The organism is Bacillus sp. CDB3 (genome assembly GCF_002081505.1).
In the GTDB taxonomy this organism is placed as follows: Bacteria; Bacillota; Bacilli; order Bacillales; family Bacillaceae_G; genus Bacillus_A; species Bacillus_A cereus_AT.
The window spans coordinates 1-18,006 of sequence record NZ_ALBR01000035.1 but is presented as its reverse complement, the minus strand read 5'-3'; the positions used below and the strand labels follow the sequence as shown (position 1 = coordinate 18,006).

The window sequence follows — 18,006 nt, the reverse complement described above, 5'->3', positions numbered from 1 at the left end:
TTACAAATTTATATTAAAGCCGTAGTGCAAACACCATGTTCTTCATTTGATAACGTCTCGTACTGCAAATTGCCTTTAATTTCATCTACTGCGTTTCCCATCGCAATTGATACATTTGCTTTTTCCATCATTGAAACATCGTTAAGTCCATCACCTATTGCTACAGTATTTTCAACTGGAATATTAAGATGTTTTGCTAAAGTATATAATCCATTTCCTTTTTGAGCATCTCGATGATTAATCTCTAAATTATGCCAATATGAAGATGTAATTGCTAAATCGGTATTATGCAGAAACGTTTCTTTTAATTTTTTAATTTCTCTATGTCATAAGAAAACGGTAAAAGTTTATGCACATGTATATCCATTTCTACAATTGGTTTACAACTTTTCGCACTATGAAACGCTGTATGCTCAAGGTATAAGGCTGCGATTGTTTCTAACTCTTTCAAGTCGAAATTTTCTTTTGAATTCTTCACATACTCAATTTCATTACGTACACTCTCTACTCCATAATCCGGTACATACACACCTTTATCAGTATAAAGTTGATAATACAAGCCATTCTCTTCAAGATATTCTACAATCTCAAGTGCTTGCATATTTTGAATCGGATATCTCTTCATCATTTTTTTATCTTTATATATAAGTGCTCCATTTTCCGCAATAATCGGACACTCTAAATCAACTTCTAACAATAGTCGTTCAATATCCACAATAGAACGTCCTGTACAAATTGCTACAACATGGCCAGCTTCCTGACATTTTCGAATTGCTTCTGCATTTTCTTTACTAATCATTTTATTTCCCGAAAGAAGAGTTCCATCTAAATCAATTGCGATTAACCTCATTATTTCTTCACCACTTTCTATAAATACACGAGTTCTAATTAAATAAAAGGTATCGTTTTCATACGGTACTCGTGAGCTACTCCTTATTTATAATTTATGAAAAGCGTTTCAGGTCAAGAAATAATTATAAATAAAATCCAAAGCTTTCTTTTAAAAAAGCTTTGGATTTTAAACTATGAATTATAACTAATATATTTTGTCTCACACATGTACACATTTTTTTCTTCAGTTGGAGTATATACTTTAAATTTTTCTAAACACTTTCCGTAAATATGAATCGTGATAACGTTTTCATTTTCACTAATTTCAAGAATATGACAATCAGATGGTGGTATTACTTTATCTGTTTCTCCTTCTCCCAAATACAGATTTCCTGTATGTGTTAAATAAAACAGTGTACTTCCAAGTTGCTTCGTTTGTACAAAATTCTGTACCATTATCCTTCCTGAATAAACACCTTCTACTCCCCATGTGCCATCATGATCATGTAAAGGTGTAGCCTGCCCATCTTTCCATACGAGAGCTAATACTTCAAAACGTTTGAACGGATCTTCATACAGTAAGTGACGTGCATATTGAGTCGAATTCGCCTTCTGTTTATCTAACGGAAGCCATGTTTTCTTTTCTAAAAGTTCTTCTAGTAATTTTTCAATTTCACACACGATTTGTTCTTCCAATAAATCACCATCTATTAAATCAGTTACAGCTTTAATAAATGTTTGAAACGTTTTACTCCCATTGCACGTTAACATAAGCATCCTCCTCTACTCTTTTTCCACACACCTCCATACTATAAAACACACTAAAATTTTACAATTGAGAAATAAAAAACAAGGTACAATACAATGTACCTTGTTGAACGTTTTATTGAGTTTTTAAGCGAATAGGTAAGTGTTTTAAGGTTTGTTCATTTTCCAATATACATTTTTCTAAATTGAAAGATGGAGCTAACTCTATTTTTTCAAAAGCATTTATAAAGGTACTTAATGCAATCTCAGCTTCTAAACGTGCAAGTGGTGCCCCTAAACAAAAGTGAGGCCCTTTACCAAAAGTTAAATGCTTTTCATTTCCTATTCGGTGTAAATTAAACTTAGAAGCTTGTGAGAATTTTTTCTCATCTAAATTTGCTGCACTAACCCACGCAACAATCATCTGATCCTTTTTCATTAAAGGTCCAAATATATTTGTATCTTCTGTAATCCTCCGAGCTAATGTAACAGGAAATCGATAGCGTAACACTTCCTCAATTGCTTTTGAAACTAATTTAGGCTCTTTACTTAATTCTTTATAAATTCCAGGTGAATCCACTAAAAAACAATAAAAGCTATTTATTATTAAATTTGTAGTTGTTTCATTACCAGCCGCTAATAAACCTAATGAAAAAGTTACAATTTCTTCATCGGTTAATCTTTCACCTTCATATTCAGATCGTATTAAATCTGAAATAATATCATCGGTCAAATGATATCTTTTTTCTTGAACGATCGGTAAAAGATATGCTTTAAACTCATTTAATGCTATCCCTTTCTCGGCATCCAGACCATTAAACTTTTCTTTACTATACGGCATAAATAAAATATCAGACCATTCTTTAATTTGTTTACGGTCTGTAGTAGGTACTCCCAATAGATCTGATATAACGGTCACAGGTAAAGGTGCAGCAAATTGATTAACAATATTAACTTCATCATACTTTTTTATATTTTTTACAAGTTCGTCTGCAATAGCTTGTATACGAGGTTTCCACTGTTCTAAACTTCTTGGAGTAAATGCTTTAGAAACAATTGAACGTACATTACGGTGTTCTGGCGGATCTGTAGAGTTTATATTTATTCTAGTTTCTAAAGGAGGGATTGAGAATTGTCTCCGCTCCCTTCTACTTGAAAATAAGCGATAATCTGATAAAACTCGATTTACATCATCGTATAAAAAAACATTCCATACATCTTGCTCTTCATCATAATGTACCGGGTGATCATCCCTCATAAATTGATACCATCCATACGGATTCCACAACTCTTCTTTTGTTTTCAGCTTTGAAATTTCATGAACTAAAATAACATTTTCAGGTGAAGCCATAGTTCTTTCCTCCCTTTTCTTTTACAATAAAAGTGATAGGTCGGCAGTTCAAAGTTGTATAAACTAACATATGTTATTTTAACATATACAAAGCGAAACTTTACAAATAAGAACTTGAGAAATATATGGGGAGGCTTTTTATGTACGTTGATATTTTATTACTTGCAGAATTAACGACAGGGCCAAAACATGGCTATGAAGTAAAGAAAAATATTCAAAATCGATTAGGCGAGAATTTCGAATTAAATCATAACATGCTTTACCCCACTCTTCGGCGTTTTGAAAATATGGGGGCCATAACGAAAAATGTACATAAACAAGTTGGAAAACCAAACCGAAATATGTACGACATAACAGAAACAGGAGAAGAAATTTTTTCTGAAATGTTAAGAGAATTTCCCGAAAAACTTGCGACAAACAATGCTGAATTCCTTGTGCGTATCGCACTATTTGAAAAACTGGATTATGATGCTAGAAAAGAAATTTTGAATATACGCCAAGACGTACTACATAAACAAATTACTGCTATTCAATCCCTAGATGTTTCTTCACCTTTTATTAATGAAGTCATTGCATTTAGTAAATCACGTATTGAACATGAATTACATTGGATTACATCACTCATGAAGAAAATATAAAAAAATAACAAGAAAAGTTAAAAATAATGAATGAAAATGAGATTTATTATCAATACTATAATTAATAAAAGGGCAACCACGATTTGGCTACCCTTCAAAAATTTATACTTCTGGATCGAAAGTTTTGCAATCTGTTTCTTCCGTTGTAGATGCTTGTTTACCTTTATGACTTACTACATAAATTGCATCTGCACTACATTTATTACCGTTAGCCCAAAATTTACAGTTGTTTACTTCACATAAAACGTCTTGTGCCATAGTATCACACCTCCTTGTTCTATTATCATTAACAAAATTCGGAGGTATGATACTCTTTGCCATGCATTTTTTATTACCTTTTTAGCTTCTTAATAATTCTATATCTCCTCGTACAATAGCATCGATATTTTCTGTTATCTTCTCAATGTCAAAATGCCACCATTGTATTTGCAATAATTCTTCTATTAGTGTATTTGAAAATCTCTCTTTTATTTTATTTGCAGGGTTTCCACCAACAATTGTATATGGTGCGACGTCTTTAGTCACAACAGATTTAGCTGCAATTATTGCACCATCTCCTATTTTAATTCCGGGCATAATCGTTGTATCCATACCAATCCAAACGTCATTTCCTATAACTGTATCTCCTTTATACGGTAAATCAGACAAATCCGGTGTGAATTTCTCCCAGCCATTTCCAAAAATATTAAAAGGATACGCCGAAAATCCATCCATTCGATGATTCGCTCCGTTCATAATAAAGGTAACTCCAGATGCAATACAACAAAAATTTCCAATAACGAGACGATCTCCGATGAATTCATAATGATATAATACTCGATCTTCTAATGTTTCCCCCTGTTTTGCATCATAATAAGAATAGTCACCAACAAGTATATTAGATTTCGTTATTGTATTTTTTATAAAATGAACGCTTTGATTTCCTTCAATTGGGTATTTAACATTTGGATTAGGATTCATGTTGCACAGCACTTCCTTTACCATTCATTTCACTTTCTACTGCTATTACTGGCTTTAAATTGTATATAGGTAAAATAAACAATAATCCAATAACAAATAGTAGAGCCGTCCCTTCATACATCGTACCTAATGAAAACATCTCCTTTAATGAACCAGCTATACTCATCGTTACTACCATTGAACCGGTGAATAGTGGACTTAAAATGCCATTTACTCTACCAATAAAATCCGTATCACTATTTTGTATAATAAGTGTATTTATCCCTATTTGAATACACGGTAGGGCTAAACCACTAAAAAGTTGTGCTGTAAGTGTCACCCATAGATTTGTGGAGTAACCTATAATACCAATACCAATTGCCTGACCAAGCATACCGATAATTAACATCTTTTGCGGGGCCACATTTTTCGCAAATACCATCGCTAAAGCTCCGCCAACAATCATCCCCGCACCATTGACTGTTAGTAACCATTGTAAGCTCTCTTTTGATAACCCTAGTTGTTCTGTCACAATAAATATTCCAAGCGGCTGAATAAGCCCTATACCTAGTCCAGCTGCCATAAAACAAAACCCTAGCAAAGTTAATGCTTTTTTCTTTTTTACATATTGAATACCATCAATCATTTCCCGTAATAGAGTTATTTCTTTTTTCTCTGCTTCGTTTTCAAGATCTTTCGGAAGAAATAACAATACAGCTGCCGCAAGTAAAAATGCGATACCTGTTATTATGATTGAAATATAGATTCCAAAACTGTGAAAGATAAATGTTCCAAGAATCGGCCCTAACACCATAAATATTGCAAATATCGTTTGATATATAGACATTGCTAATTGAATTTGTTCCGTTGATAAATGCTGTTTAAACAACTTCATTCCAGAGGGTTGGGAAAACTGCGAAAGGATTGCGGAAACAAGCGTCACAAAAAACACGATTTTCCACGTTCCAAACATAAGTGTAATTAACACAGCGAATACTGAAATAGAGCTTAACGTTTCACACCATATCATTGTCTTCTTTGGCTTCCACCTATCAGCAAAAGTTCCACCAATAAATGAGAAAATAAAAATCGGGGCAAATTCAGCAACTGAAATCATTGATATAGCGAAAGCATCACCTTTCGTCATTTCCATAACATACAGTAATACCGCAAAGTTTCGAACCCATATTCCAATTTGTAAAAATAATGCTGATGCAAGAATTCCCTGTACAAATCGGTTTTTCAATACTTGTGATACCCCATGATTTTGTTTCGTTTCTACAGTCGTTGACATAAAAAAGCCTCCTATTTCGCATACTGAACAGGAAGCAGCACAAACTATATGAAAAGACTATATTTTCACAACGTGAAATACATCCCTTTTCTATAAAAATGTACATACTAATCCTATTCAGAAGAATATTTCGTTTTTGTAACGAAGATCTCTTAAAATAGAATTAGTTGATCATTGGGATGTTTTCACCCTTCCGTTTCGAATTTAAATAACACATACATACTCTATGTAAAACATTTTCAATGTATGCATGTCTCATTTTAACTATTCTAGAAAGTCAAAGGCAATTCCTCTAAAGAACGCATTAAATAATTGCCTTGCCATTTAATGTCTTCACGATCGCCTTTTATTTGTAATTCAGGCATCCGTTTAAATAGAGTAGTAATAGCAATCTTTGCTTCTAACCTAGCAAGTGGAGCTCCTAAACAAAAATGGCTACCATGTCCGAAAGCAATGTGACGGTTATTCTCACGTGTAATATCAAATACTTCTGGGTTTTCAAATACTGTTTCATCACGGTTTGCTGAAGCTAATGCGATAATAACCATATCTCCTTTTTGGATTGTTTGTTCGTGAATTTGAAACGGCTCAGCCGCCCATCTTGCAGTCGTAATCTCTACTGGAGAATAATATCGTAATCCTTCCTCAATAGCTGAATCAATTAGTTTTGGATTTTCTTTTAATAACTGTAATTGTTCTGGATTTTCAAGAAGTGCTAATACTGTATTTGTAATTAAATTCACAGTTGTCTCGTGTCCAGCTACGATAAGTAACATAATCATTGAATATAGCTCCGGAGCACTAAGTTTATGCCCTTCGCTTTCTGTAAGTATTAAAGCACTGACCAAATCTTCTTTAGGATCTTGTCGTTTTACATCAACTAAATATTGAAGATATGTAATAAATTCAGATAGTTGCTTTCCAGTTTCTTTTATTTCTTCTGGTGTTACTGGGGAGGCAATGACGGCATGCGACCAAATTCTAAATTTCGCTTGATCTTCTTTTGGAATTCCTAGCATCTCGCTTATTACAATAATCGGTAATGGGAATGAATAATCATCCACAAGATTTAATGTACCTTTTTGCTCTATCTCACTTATTAAATTATCCGCTATTCTCTGAATTCTTCCGTCTAATTGTGTAATCATCTTCGGTGTAAAAGCTTTTTGAACTAAAGATCGTAAACGACTGTGGTTAGGTGGATCTGAATTTAACATGTGCGTAGTTAAATGATCACTATTGTCAACGGAAAGATACATGTTCTTTATATCTTGAGGAAACACATTTGCCAGATCTTTTTTTAAGCGATTATCTTTTAAAAGTGGCAGAGCATCTTCATATCTTGTAATAAGCCACTCCGCACCTAATTCATTTTTATTTACAAATAGGACAGGTTGCACTTTTCTTGATTCTTTATAAATTTCATAAGCATCTTCTTTAAAATGAGCTGAAGCTAAATTAATACCATCTTCTATTCTTAGTCCAACTTTATTTTTCATTGACATTGTATTCCCTCACTCTCAATGATTTGTGTAAATCAACCCAACATTTGAATTATACTTCAATAAAAACTAGAAAATTGTAAATTTTTAATTAAAATCTTACTTCGTATATTGAAAAATAAAAAAGTGAGAGAGTAAAATTATTCTACTCTCTCACTTCCTATTATGCGAAGCACATAAAATTACTAATTTGTTGATATCGGTAACTTACTTTACGACGTCGGCCACCTTGCCAAGTGTATCCTGAGACTCCGTTTCTTCTAACTTCTGTCGGAAAGAACCATAAGTCTCTTCCGAAAGGCCCAGGACGATGCAAACGTAAATATCCCCATCTTCCTAAGCAGTTACACATCCATGATTTCATATTGCCAGCTTGTGCAGGAGAAGCAAATGTTGACGGTAAAGACGGAGCTTGTGATGGTGGTGGTGACGTTGGAGCATCTTCCGCATCATCTGGTCGATAATCTTCTAGTTCAACCTCTCTAACTTCGATATCAGGTTCATATCCGTATTGCTGTGGATTATAATACATTGTTTGATCATATGGATAGTTTTGTTGGTTATACATATTAATAAATCACCTTCTTTTCATTCATTACCTTTAACATTCATATGTGATATGACATCTATAGGAAGCTTATGTATAGCCCAAATTCAACTAAAAAAATAAAGCTTGTAGTTTTAAAACTACAAGCTTTTTCATAAACGGAATGTATTTATTATTTTCTCAACTTCACACTATAAAAACGCATTTCTTCTAGTGAACCTTCAAATTCAAATGTATCTTGTTTAATTAATGCTTTCAAGCGATATTCTAAAAAGGTATCCCCCACAAGTTGTTCGACATGGCCAAGCACTTCCCCAATTACTCTCGGGGCTTTAAGGAAGTCTTTATCCGCACCTATTCTTTTTGCGCATTCAATCATAAATGGATCAAGATAGTCTTCTTTCACTGAATGTACTTCATTGTCTTTCCAAATTCTTAATAACTCTGTACTATTCGATAAACTATCCCATTCATGTTCAAACTTTTCTCTAGTCTCTTTAGTTAAATACGATAACTCTACAGAATTCCTTAAGAAAGCAGCTAAACTTTCGGGCGGCAATTCACCCGTTCCCCGTATATCATACTCTTGTTTTAATATTTCTCTACTCGCTTCAGATGTATTAATTATACGAATATTTTTCTTATCTTTTAATTGAGTCATTACAAAACAAAGGCCTACATGTTCATGTGCGTTATTCGCCTTCCAAATGGTAATTGGTGTTTCATTTGGAATAGAATGTAGCTCTTCTAAAGTTTCTATAAAATTCAGTAGATATTCTTCTTCAAAATAATCATCATAAGTAGTTAGATTGTTTAATAACCATTGCTGTCTTGCTAGTTGCCCATTATTCGTATGTAATTGGTGTATCGGTCCAATTGAAAAGAATTCAGAGAATGAAACAACACTCTCTTCAAATAGTTCTTCTTGACTTAACATATGTTTTAAACATCCGCCTGTTGATTCATCGAAAGTGATATGAATATGTGTACTTTCTTTTACATTTCTTTTATAGGATGTATTATTCGTCAGCTGCTTAGGTATACTCATCAAGTGTTTAATCGTATCTTCACTATAGTTCTCTTCTAATAAATCTAATTGTATAAGGAGACTTTGCAGTAAATGTTTTGCTTCATCCTCATACATTTCATCGACAACATTTTTAATTTTATCTATCATGTAAATCCCTCTATTCATTACTAAAATAACGTAAGTTATAGTGTATCATATATTTTCACTTGATTATTACTAATAAAAACGTAAGAGATAAGAAAGACAAAGAGGAATATATATAATAGTATCTATTCTAGCAAAGTGCGTATCTTTTTTCGTTTAAAGATACCCAAATAATGAAATTCACCAATTACTCTAATGAAAAACACAATCATACAAACCCAGGAACCTGTTTGAACTATTACAGGAGGAACTGCAAAATGAACAACATTTGCTTGTTGTAATAAAATTATTGCTGCCATACTTAATAGTAACACAATGGATAATGTCATTCTTCCACGAGGCGTAAACGCTTTTTCTCCAGATTTAGTTGGAATAACACTATTTATCCCCCACCTACCTCCGAAGGCCCAATAAACATGTAAAAAACTAACTAAGAATAATATACAAGCATATATATAATAAGTATTCTTTTCTCCCATTATTTTATTGAAGTCCCGATCTTTAAAATATGCTATACATCCCTCATTAGCAGCCTATATTTAATTACATAAAAAACCCCTTAATGATTAATCGATTTTAAGATAAATCATTAAGAGGTTACTAAATTTCATTATGCATTATATCTACTTCTTCGGCGTTCCATTCTTGTTTGCCCTTGAACAGTGCCTTCACTGTATTGGTCTATTTGCTCTGTCATTTCATATTCCGCAACTGTTTCTTCGTAATTACGCTCATGAACTCTTTCTGGTGTTTTATGTTTAGATACTTTTCCACGAAATTTAAATAATTTCAATTTAAGTTTCGGTAATCTTGGAAGACGAATCTTAAACGATAGCCTTTTACGATTCTTTTTTTGCTTAAATAAATTATTATTTTCTTTATTAGTGCCTTTCTCTTTACGGTGTATTAACATCGCAAGTAATCCACCTAATATTAGTCCTCCAACTAAAAGGAGAATATATAAATAATGGCTTGTCGTTAAATTCATCATACGCTCAAGTATGACTAACGACTGTACTTCTTTTATATCCCATAGTAAAGCGGCCCATAATGAAAATAATCCCAAAGTAAGCCCGTATGTACGAAACCGGAATAAGCATGGAATTAACGCAATGCAAGCAGCGATTTTCGCGTTCGCTATTATTGAATTTGTTGAAATATCCTGATTCCAAATGACTAACAGTAATGTAATAAATGGCGCATACGCTATCCAGCTGCATATTCGTGAGTACATCTTTTTAGCAAAGTAACTTCCAAAACTAGTGAAAAATAATAATCCTCCAATAAATAACGATTGTTCTAGAGGGACTTGCTTCATAACACCTGCAACCGGAAAGAGGCCGCTCAGTATCATTAATAGCACATCTAATTTCTTCACAATTCCCCATTCCTTTCAAATTTTTTTCAGTTTCGCAAAATATAAAGTTCATCATATTTGAAAAACCTTTGTGATATTTCTAAAAAACATCTTAATCCCGAAAGTAAATAAAGTAAATATGAAAACGAAAATATACATGACAAAGCATAGCTATATTTACAATAAAAAATGACAAATCCTGCTTATTATTACTAACAGGATTTGTATACTATTATTTATATTAATATCAATCCATCTTCTTTTTCCATAATTATTACATCTTCATCTAATTCGTCATTCAATTCTTTAAACTCCCTTGAATCAATATCAGTAGTATAATTTTTAATTAATTTAGCCATATGCATTACATACGTATTATGAATATTTTGTTCTGAGAGCGAGGTTGATTTACAGCACATGTAATGTATCATTTTGGCGATTTCTTCTCTCTCTTCAGATTTTACACCAAACGGGATAATTTCGAGTATGTACTGCTGTGTTATCTCATTACAATTTAATTCGTATGCAGCCGTGCTATAGTAAATTCCCAGTTGATCTACAAATAATCTCGTTTCATCCATAACATACTTTTGGTCTCTAACAATATAATTCGGTACATCTGAGTTAGTATTAATTCTAATTATTTTTATATCCTCTTTAAAATTTGAGATTATTTCAGGTGAAACCTCGATATTAACGCTTTCATTTCGCAAATCTTCTATCCAATGTTTCCTCATATTTGCATCTACAACAAAATAAACTTCTTTGTTTTGTTTATGTGCATCTTGTAAAATTTCAACTAATGTCTCTGACAGAAATTGTTTAAAGTGGGCTCCTATATCATTCTTTTTTGATGGTTGTGGTAAAAACACTTTATTATTACCTATATTTAATAAAGTATGATCAATTGTACCCCATTCTTCTTGACCATATAATTTATATAATATTTCTCTCCCATTTATTTTTGAAAAAATAGGTAAGAAATCATATTTAGAGATTTTTTCAACTGATAAATTTACAATTATACCTGGTAATTTTATCTTATTCCAACTACGCTTCAAGAACCCCTTTTGTTCTAATAAACTAAGAATAGCGGTAATAATTTCTTTTTTAGATACACTTTGTCCAATAAATAAATTAATAAAAGCTGAAATACGTTGCGTTCGAACGAATCCTTCCCTAATAATTTGCTTTGGATTAATTTTTTCACGGCCGTTAAAAGTTTTTAGTGCAATTAATGCTAGTTTCATTCCATTTTGCTCTCCTGCTGTAGCATGTACCGCTTTTACAACATCGTCTACAAGTTCCTTTTTATTTTTATGGCTATATTGCATTCTATATGGATTTTGTAATACTTTTTCAATGTTATATCTTACTATTTTTAACAACACCGGATAGTCTGCATTTAATACATAGGAGGAATCTCCATTTTTTGCTAAAACTATTTTGCTATCTAATAACGCTTGTTCTATCTCTATTACTATATCATCTGACCATACTTCTAACGTAATTGAATCTAATTCCTTTGGGGTAATTAAAGGTAATAACTCATTCTCATTATTCGTTAATACACTTTCACATTCTGGAATTAATGTGAAATATGGGAAGGTTAGTTGGAATTCATTTAAAAGCTCCTTTTTTTCTCTTACTTTTATACCAAGTTTTATTTTTGTCCCTTGAACTTTATATATGTTTTCGTTATATGGAAGAAGCACTCTTTTATTTGTTCCTCTAATATACTCTTTTGGACATTGGAGAATGTGTTCTAATTTAACTTCTCCCCCTATCCTATACTCATCTTTTAAATTTCTGAAACGCTTAATCCACTTTATTCCTTTTTCAGCTTGTTGCACTTTTAATTTTACAAATCTTTGCTTTTTCTTATTTGATTCAAATTCAGGAGTTGAAATAAGTATTTGGCTTCGCTTTCGCCCTAAAAGTATAGAAATATCTTTATGGTTATATTGCTGATAAAACCGTCTAATTCCTACTGATACTTTTAATAGTGGACTATTTTCACCTCCACGAGTTATGTATTCAAACCGATATACATAAGCGAAATAATCCTGTGTTTCTTCATCCTTAATTGGCTCAGACATCGCTTCAGAAACATGTTGGGATCGCAGTGGTGAAAAATATACTTCTTCATCATTCTTATTTTTCATACGTAAAGGCTGTTCGCAAAAGATATGTGTAACAAGAGCTGGTACCCATTTAGAAAACGTTTTTTTATCATGTAATACTGGTAAATTACTAATTAAATCATACTGCCATTCTAAATGTGGTTGATCTATTAATTTATTCGGTTTCCAATCATGAATAACCTCATACCAACTTTGGAGAATATAGTCTAACTGTTCTTGTCTCATTGGTTCTTTTGCTACAATCCAAGGTGTATCTTCCTTTAATATATATGGATTATGCTGAATGAATAATATATCAGAAAACATATCATACAATCTTTCATTTACAAGTTTTAACTTACTCGTTAATAAAAATGTTCTATAATGTATCTCTACAATCTCAAGCCATTCAATAGGAAAGTAAATATACGATACTTTCTCATTATAGAGGGGTTCTACTATATTTTTAAATGTTAATAACCGTAATTTTTCCATATTAGTAATACTTCCTCCCTTAATTAATATTAATCATGAATAATACTAGAAAATTCACCAATATTGTTAAGCATAAACGAATCAAATTTAAACCAAGCATATTTCAGGAATGAATAAATTAAATTATTTGAATAACACATTGTAAATACTAAATTAATAAAAAGTTACCATTAAACATATAACTACCTCCTTATGTTACTTTTTATATTACTAAATCATTATAATAGATTGTTTTGTTTTATATCTATAATTAACAAAATATTTACATAAATAAAATATAAGAAAAGGTATCGCCTCTTCATATAGCGATACCTTTTCTATACTCTTTATGAAATAACACCTTTAACTTCTTCATTCACTGGCCATTTTTCTAATGTATATGCCATTTCCCAAAATGAATATTCATATTGACTACTAATAATAAAATGTTGTCTCATACGATCACGGTCTGCCTCTGTTACTTTTTCAGCGATAGTATCTAATCGTGTGATTTGCTCTTCTACTAATGTACGGAACCAATCTGATCCATAAGCAGAAATCCACTCTTTATAAATTGGCTCTTCTGGCTGACACTCTTTTAAACGTTCACCAATTTCATAATATAGCCAATAACAAGGTAAAATAGCTGCAATAATATCCCCTAAATGACCTTCATATGCAGCACGATACATATGTGAAGTATACGCATATGCAGTTGGTGCAGGTAGGAAATTATCTTTTTCTTCTTTCGTAACGCCTAATTTTTTAGCAAAATTCTCGTGTAATGATAATTCTGCTTCATATGTATTTTGAGCATGGTGCGCCATACGAGCTGTCGTTTCTAATTCAAGAGCCTTTGCAGCTCCTAAAGTTTGTACTCTAGCAAAATGACTTAAATAATATGAATCTTGAAGTACGTAATAACGGAAACTTGCTAAATCTAACGTACCTTCACCAAGTTTTTTACAAAAGGATGATTAAAACTTGCTTCCCAAATTGAATCTACTTCTTTACGTAATGATTGTGAAAAAGTCATTTAAATCCCTCCAATAATTTATAAAATATAAGTATTTATCCCATTTATTAAAGCTGTAAAATAAAAAACTTTCTTTACAGGCGTAAAGAAAGTGAAATTGACAGTATTTATTCATTAAATAACAATGTCTTTCCCACTTCCCTACGCTGGCATTAACCAGATCAGGTACTAAGAGTCTCAAAATTTCATTTGATCTCAGCCTATAAAAGGCCCCCCTAGTGGATAAATATTTTATTTTCGTATTCATCATAGCACAATCTATAAAAGTGTCAAAATTAAAAACCTTCATTTTTCCTAACGTGTAATGAAGTTTCAATTATCATATCTAATAGTTTACTATAATTAATTCCAGCCGCATCTGCACTTTTTGGTAGTAAACTTGATTGTGTCATCCCTGGTAATGTGTTAACCTCCATTACATATGGAATTCCGTCCTTCACCATCATATCAACCCTTGCATAAACACTACATTTTAATGCTTTATAACAAGCCAGTGACGCTTTATTTACACGTTCCTGTACTTCAGCTGGAAGTTCTATAACTTCTTCAACTGTACTAGCATCATCATATTTTGCATTGTAGTCAAAGAACTCAGCAGCATGTCGAATTGAAATAATAGGTAACTGTTGCCCATCAAAAATTGAACATGTAATCTCGTCACCTTTTATATACTTCTCAATTACGACTTCAGAATCCCATTCGAATACATTTTCCAGCATAGAGATTAATTCATTTTTATCATTGACGATCTTTACTCCAACACTCGAGCCGCCAGAGTTTGGTTTTACCACTAACGGAAATCCTATCTTATCTAACTCTTCAAGTTTTAGATCCTCCATTTTTGTGAGTTCAATCCAATCTGGTGTTTCTACTCCTTCATAACGCAAAATCTTTTTCGAAATATTTTTGTCCATACATATACCGCTAGATAACATATTGCTACCACTATAAGGAATACCTAAACTCTCGAGTGTTCCTTGAACCGTACCATCTTCTCCGTATTTTCCGTGTAATGCTAGCAATGCAAAATCAATGTCTTTCGCTTTTTCAATTAAATCCATTTTTTCATTTAACGTAATTGGAACTATTTCATACTTACTTTTGTCTAAATGTGCAATCATTTCATTCCCAGTCATAATTGATACTTGTTTTTCAGAGGATACGCCTCCCATAATAACGCCAATTCTCATCTTCTCATCTCCAAATTTCATTTTTTAATGTATCACCAATTATTTGAATCCCGCTAACTATTTCCTTTTCTTTCAAACGTGAAAAGCCTAATCGGAAGGTATTCGCTCCCCCTCCATCAGAATAAAAAACATTTCCAGGAGAAAACGTTACACCTTTCTCATAACACTTTTGTAAAAGTGTGCGGGCATTAATTTTTTCTTCTAACTCAATAAATAAATGAAGTCCTCCATCTCCAGTCATTCTTTTAAACGGAATGTACTGATTACATGCCTCAACAGCTAACTCATATTTTTTCTTATAAACAGATCTTGCTTTTTTTAAATATTTTTCAAAATACCCTTCATGTAAATATTGAAACAGTACAGCTTGATCTAACGTAGACGTATGAATCGTTCTTGCCCTTTTTACACTTTCTAAATAATGTATCAGTTCTTTATCTGCAATGATCCAACCTACACGCAAACCAGGGAAAAGTACCTTTGAAAAGCTACTAATATAAATCACATTATTACCGGCCCCTGCAAAAGTTAATAATGGCGCTAAATGTGAACCTGAATAACGTAATTCTTCATTAAATCCATCCTCTATAATAGGAATCTTATATTTTGAAAATAATCTCATCAATTCCGTTCTTTTCTCTGAACTCGTAACTATACCGGTTGGATTATGATAAGAAGGAATCAAATACGCAAAATCAAAATCTTTTTCACGTAAACTTTGTTCTACTTCATTCGTATCAATACCATCATCATTCATATTAACCCCATGAACTTCAAGTCCATGTAAGCGAAAAAGCTTCAGTGCAGCATGGTGAGTTGGATTCTCACAAATTACACGCCCTGATTTTTTCGATAAAGAAGATAGTACAATATCTAACCCTTCCGTAAATCCATTTGTGATTAGAATATCTTTGTTCGAAATATCTACACCTTTCATTTCCATGTAATGAAGTAAATAATTCATTAACGGTCTATAGCCTTTTGCATATCCGTAGTTCAATACAATATCCCCTTCAATGGACATACGAGTAAGAAAAGCTCTTTTGAAATTTTCTACATCAAATAGCTTTTCATCCGGGGCTATACTATTAAAAACAATCATTCCTTTTTCCCAGCGAACACCATGTTTCATTAAATCTAATTCATCCGCTAATGCGGTAACTGTATTGAGTTTATTTTTCCAATCTATTTCAACAGACGAAGTGTTAGAAATATCAACCTTCGCAACAAAATTTCCTTTTCCTTTAACTGCATAAATGAGTCCTTCTTGTTCTAAATCCGCATAAGCAGAGAGCACTGTATTTCTGCTCACAGATAGTAATTCACTCAGCTCCCTTGTTGATGGGATCTTTTGGTTCCCTAGCAAATGTCCTTTCATAATCATCTTTTTTAAATAATCTTTCAGTTGAATATATACAGGACGATCTTTCACAACTTTAAAATCTTTAAACAAATCCTTACCCCCTGCAATCATTTTTGCATATTTATTTCATTTTCAAAAGGTCCACTACATATGTGTTTTTTATAAAGGGCGGTACGGTCTTATAAAGTGAAACTTTAATTAGTGTGGGGGTTCATCCCCCCACTAATTATTAGGCTTCACCAATCGGGCTTTTACTGCTCACAAATAGCGGAATAAATCTTTACGATATAAGTTAATTACATCTTTTAAAGCAGCTGCTGCAGCTCCGCGTGGATTAGAAGCTCCACCAATTGTAGTAATTTGCCCCATTGTATCTGTAAAGAATGTTATCCCTTTTTCTGTTCCATTTACTTTTGCTAGCGGGTGATCTTTATCTATTTCGCACGGTTCAACATTTAGATTCACATTGCCTTCCCCATCTTTATGCGCCGATGCTATTAATTTAATAATTTTATGTTGTTCCTTAGCAGTTCGAATTTGTTGTATTGTAACGTGTTCAATTCCTTGTACATATATACCTTCAAGCGTATTCTCTACTCCCATTAAACTGTTTGTCAAAAGTAACAATTTACACGCACTATCCGAACCACTTACATCTAATGTAGGATCCGTCTCAGCAATCCCTTTATTTTGTGCTTCTTTCAGCGCTTCTTTAAACGTAATATCACCTTCATACATTTTCGTTAGAATATAATTTGTCGTGCCATTTAATATTCCATCTATTTTTTCAATATTGCAACCAGCTAAACTAAATTGTCCAATATCTAAAGTCGGCAGTGCCGCGGCAGTTGCACCACTATATCGTATTCGTACATTCGCCGTTTTTGCTGCTTCATTTATTTCTCTCCAGTTTGTAACGAGTGCACCTTTAGAAATTGCAACTATATCCATATGTTTCTCAATCGCTTGTTTTATATATTTTTTCCCCGGATTTCCATCTTTAAGATTTGTAACGGTTGATTCTACCAATACAGTGCCACTTATCCCACTTGTTGCACGTTCCTCCGGATGATGTTCTAAATATTTTTCAATTGCAGCAGTACCGCCACCATACGTTAATAAATGATGAATAGATAACCCTTCCTCATTATGTATTGCAACATTTCTACCTAATACGCCACTTACCACTAAATCTATTCCATATGTTTCATTTATATATAAATATTTTTCGTTTAATAATTTTATAAACTCTCTTCCTACTGTCCCATATCCTGATAATACAATTTGAATTTTCATAATATCCCCCCATATTTTTCTACCAAATCCCTCTTTCAATATAATATAAAGCCTCTCTCTACTCTACGTACGTACGCGTACGTACGTTACTTACGTTACTTACGTTACGTTACGTTACGTTACGTTACGTTAACGTTTACGTTA

Annotated in this window: 14 protein-coding genes, 3 pseudogenes and 1 riboswitch; of the genes and pseudogenes, 1 reads left to right on the top strand and 16 read right to left on the bottom strand. The window is 32.5% G+C overall.

The genetic code is table 11. The features are described 5' to 3' along the window. Positions 1–8: 8 nt before the first annotated feature. From CDB3_RS10900 to CDB3_RS10890, 3 genes and pseudogenes are all read right to left on the bottom strand, one after another. Positions 9–850, bottom strand: a pseudogene (locus tag CDB3_RS10900) (Cof-type HAD-IIB family hydrolase). A gap of 173 nt (positions 851–1,023) precedes the next feature. After that, complete coding sequence (locus CDB3_RS10895) at positions 1,024–1,602, bottom strand: cysteine dioxygenase family protein (RefSeq protein WP_128854494.1); 579 nt, start codon at positions 1,600–1,602, stop codon at positions 1,024–1,026. Positions 1,603–1,714: 112 nt separating this feature from the next. Next, positions 1,715–2,929 carry a cytochrome P450 gene (locus CDB3_RS10890; RefSeq protein WP_128854493.1) on the bottom strand — a complete coding sequence of 405 codons (1,215 nt, stop codon included), beginning with the start codon at positions 2,927–2,929 and terminating at the stop codon, positions 1,715–1,717. A gap of 140 nt (positions 2,930–3,069) precedes the next feature. On the opposite strand from CDB3_RS10890, the gene CDB3_RS10885 reads away from it, so the two are divergent. Then, on the top strand, positions 3,070–3,567 hold the full coding sequence (locus CDB3_RS10885) for a PadR family transcriptional regulator (RefSeq protein ID WP_128854492.1): 498 nt from the start codon (positions 3,070–3,072) through the stop codon (positions 3,565–3,567). Between the two features lie 102 nt (positions 3,568–3,669). Here the strand turns inward: CDB3_RS10885 and CDB3_RS10880 are convergent, their stop codons facing one another. The 13 genes and pseudogenes from CDB3_RS10880 to CDB3_RS10815 all read right to left on the bottom strand — a co-directional run bounded on the left by CDB3_RS10880 (position 3,670) and on the right by CDB3_RS10815 (position 17,862). Continuing rightward, entirely contained in the window at positions 3,670–3,825 is a 156-nt protein-coding gene (locus CDB3_RS10880) for a DUF1540 domain-containing protein (protein ID WP_000046091.1), read from the bottom strand. 81 nt (positions 3,826–3,906) lie between these two features. Beyond that, entirely contained in the window at positions 3,907–4,527 is a 621-nt protein-coding gene (locus CDB3_RS10875; RefSeq protein ID WP_128854491.1) for a Vat family streptogramin A O-acetyltransferase, read from the bottom strand. Next, positions 4,517–5,800, bottom strand: coding sequence for an MFS transporter (locus tag CDB3_RS10870; protein WP_128854490.1), 1,284 nt, complete (start codon positions 5,798–5,800; stop codon positions 4,517–4,519). The genes CDB3_RS10875 and CDB3_RS10870 overlap by 11 nt, the downstream gene beginning before the upstream one ends. Positions 5,801–6,069: 269 nt before the next feature. Then, positions 6,070–7,305 carry a cytochrome P450 family protein gene (locus tag CDB3_RS10860; protein WP_128854489.1) on the bottom strand — a complete coding sequence of 412 codons (1,236 nt, stop codon included), beginning with the start codon at positions 7,303–7,305 and terminating at the stop codon, positions 6,070–6,072. Positions 7,306–7,465: 160 nt separating this feature from the next. After that, on the bottom strand, positions 7,466–7,870 hold the full coding sequence (locus tag CDB3_RS10855; protein WP_000282706.1) for a hypothetical protein: 405 nt from the start codon (positions 7,868–7,870) through the stop codon (positions 7,466–7,468). A 151-nt stretch (positions 7,871–8,021) separates the two neighbouring features. Further along, entirely contained in the window at positions 8,022–9,026 is a 1,005-nt protein-coding gene (locus CDB3_RS10850; protein ID WP_128854488.1) for a DUF1835 domain-containing protein, read from the bottom strand. Positions 9,027–9,081: 55 nt separating this feature from the next. Further along, positions 9,082–9,502: pseudogene (locus CDB3_RS10845) on the bottom strand (DUF3995 domain-containing protein). Positions 9,503–9,633: 131 nt separating this feature from the next. After that, the gene (locus CDB3_RS10840) at positions 9,634–10,401 is read right to left on the bottom strand and encodes a DUF3959 family protein (RefSeq protein ID WP_128854487.1); all 768 of its coding nucleotides are present in this window, start codon (positions 10,399–10,401) and stop codon (positions 9,634–9,636) included. A 215-nt stretch (positions 10,402–10,616) separates the two neighbouring features. Next, entirely contained in the window at positions 10,617–12,998 is a 2,382-nt protein-coding gene (locus tag CDB3_RS10835) for an RNaseH domain-containing protein (RefSeq protein WP_128854486.1), read from the bottom strand. A 326-nt stretch (positions 12,999–13,324) separates the two neighbouring features. Further along, positions 13,325–14,013 (bottom strand): annotated as a pseudogene (gene tenA, locus CDB3_RS10830) (thiaminase II). Positions 14,014–14,134: 121 nt separating this feature from the next. After that, positions 14,135–14,240, bottom strand: a riboswitch (TPP riboswitch). A gap of 48 nt (positions 14,241–14,288) precedes the next feature. After that, complete coding sequence (locus CDB3_RS10825; RefSeq protein ID WP_128854495.1) at positions 14,289–15,203, bottom strand: D-alanine--D-alanine ligase; 915 nt, start codon at positions 15,201–15,203, stop codon at positions 14,289–14,291. A 4-nt stretch (positions 15,204–15,207) separates the two neighbouring features. Beyond that, positions 15,208–16,656 (bottom strand): MocR-like pyridoxine biosynthesis transcription factor PdxR, encoded by a 1,449-nt coding sequence (pdxR, locus tag CDB3_RS10820; protein ID WP_128854485.1) that lies wholly within the window; start codon positions 16,654–16,656, stop codon positions 15,208–15,210. Positions 16,657–16,824: 168 nt separating this feature from the next. Continuing rightward, positions 16,825–17,862 (bottom strand): homoserine dehydrogenase, encoded by a 1,038-nt coding sequence (locus tag CDB3_RS10815; protein WP_218673340.1) that lies wholly within the window; start codon positions 17,860–17,862, stop codon positions 16,825–16,827. Positions 17,863–18,006: the final 144 nt, after the last annotated feature.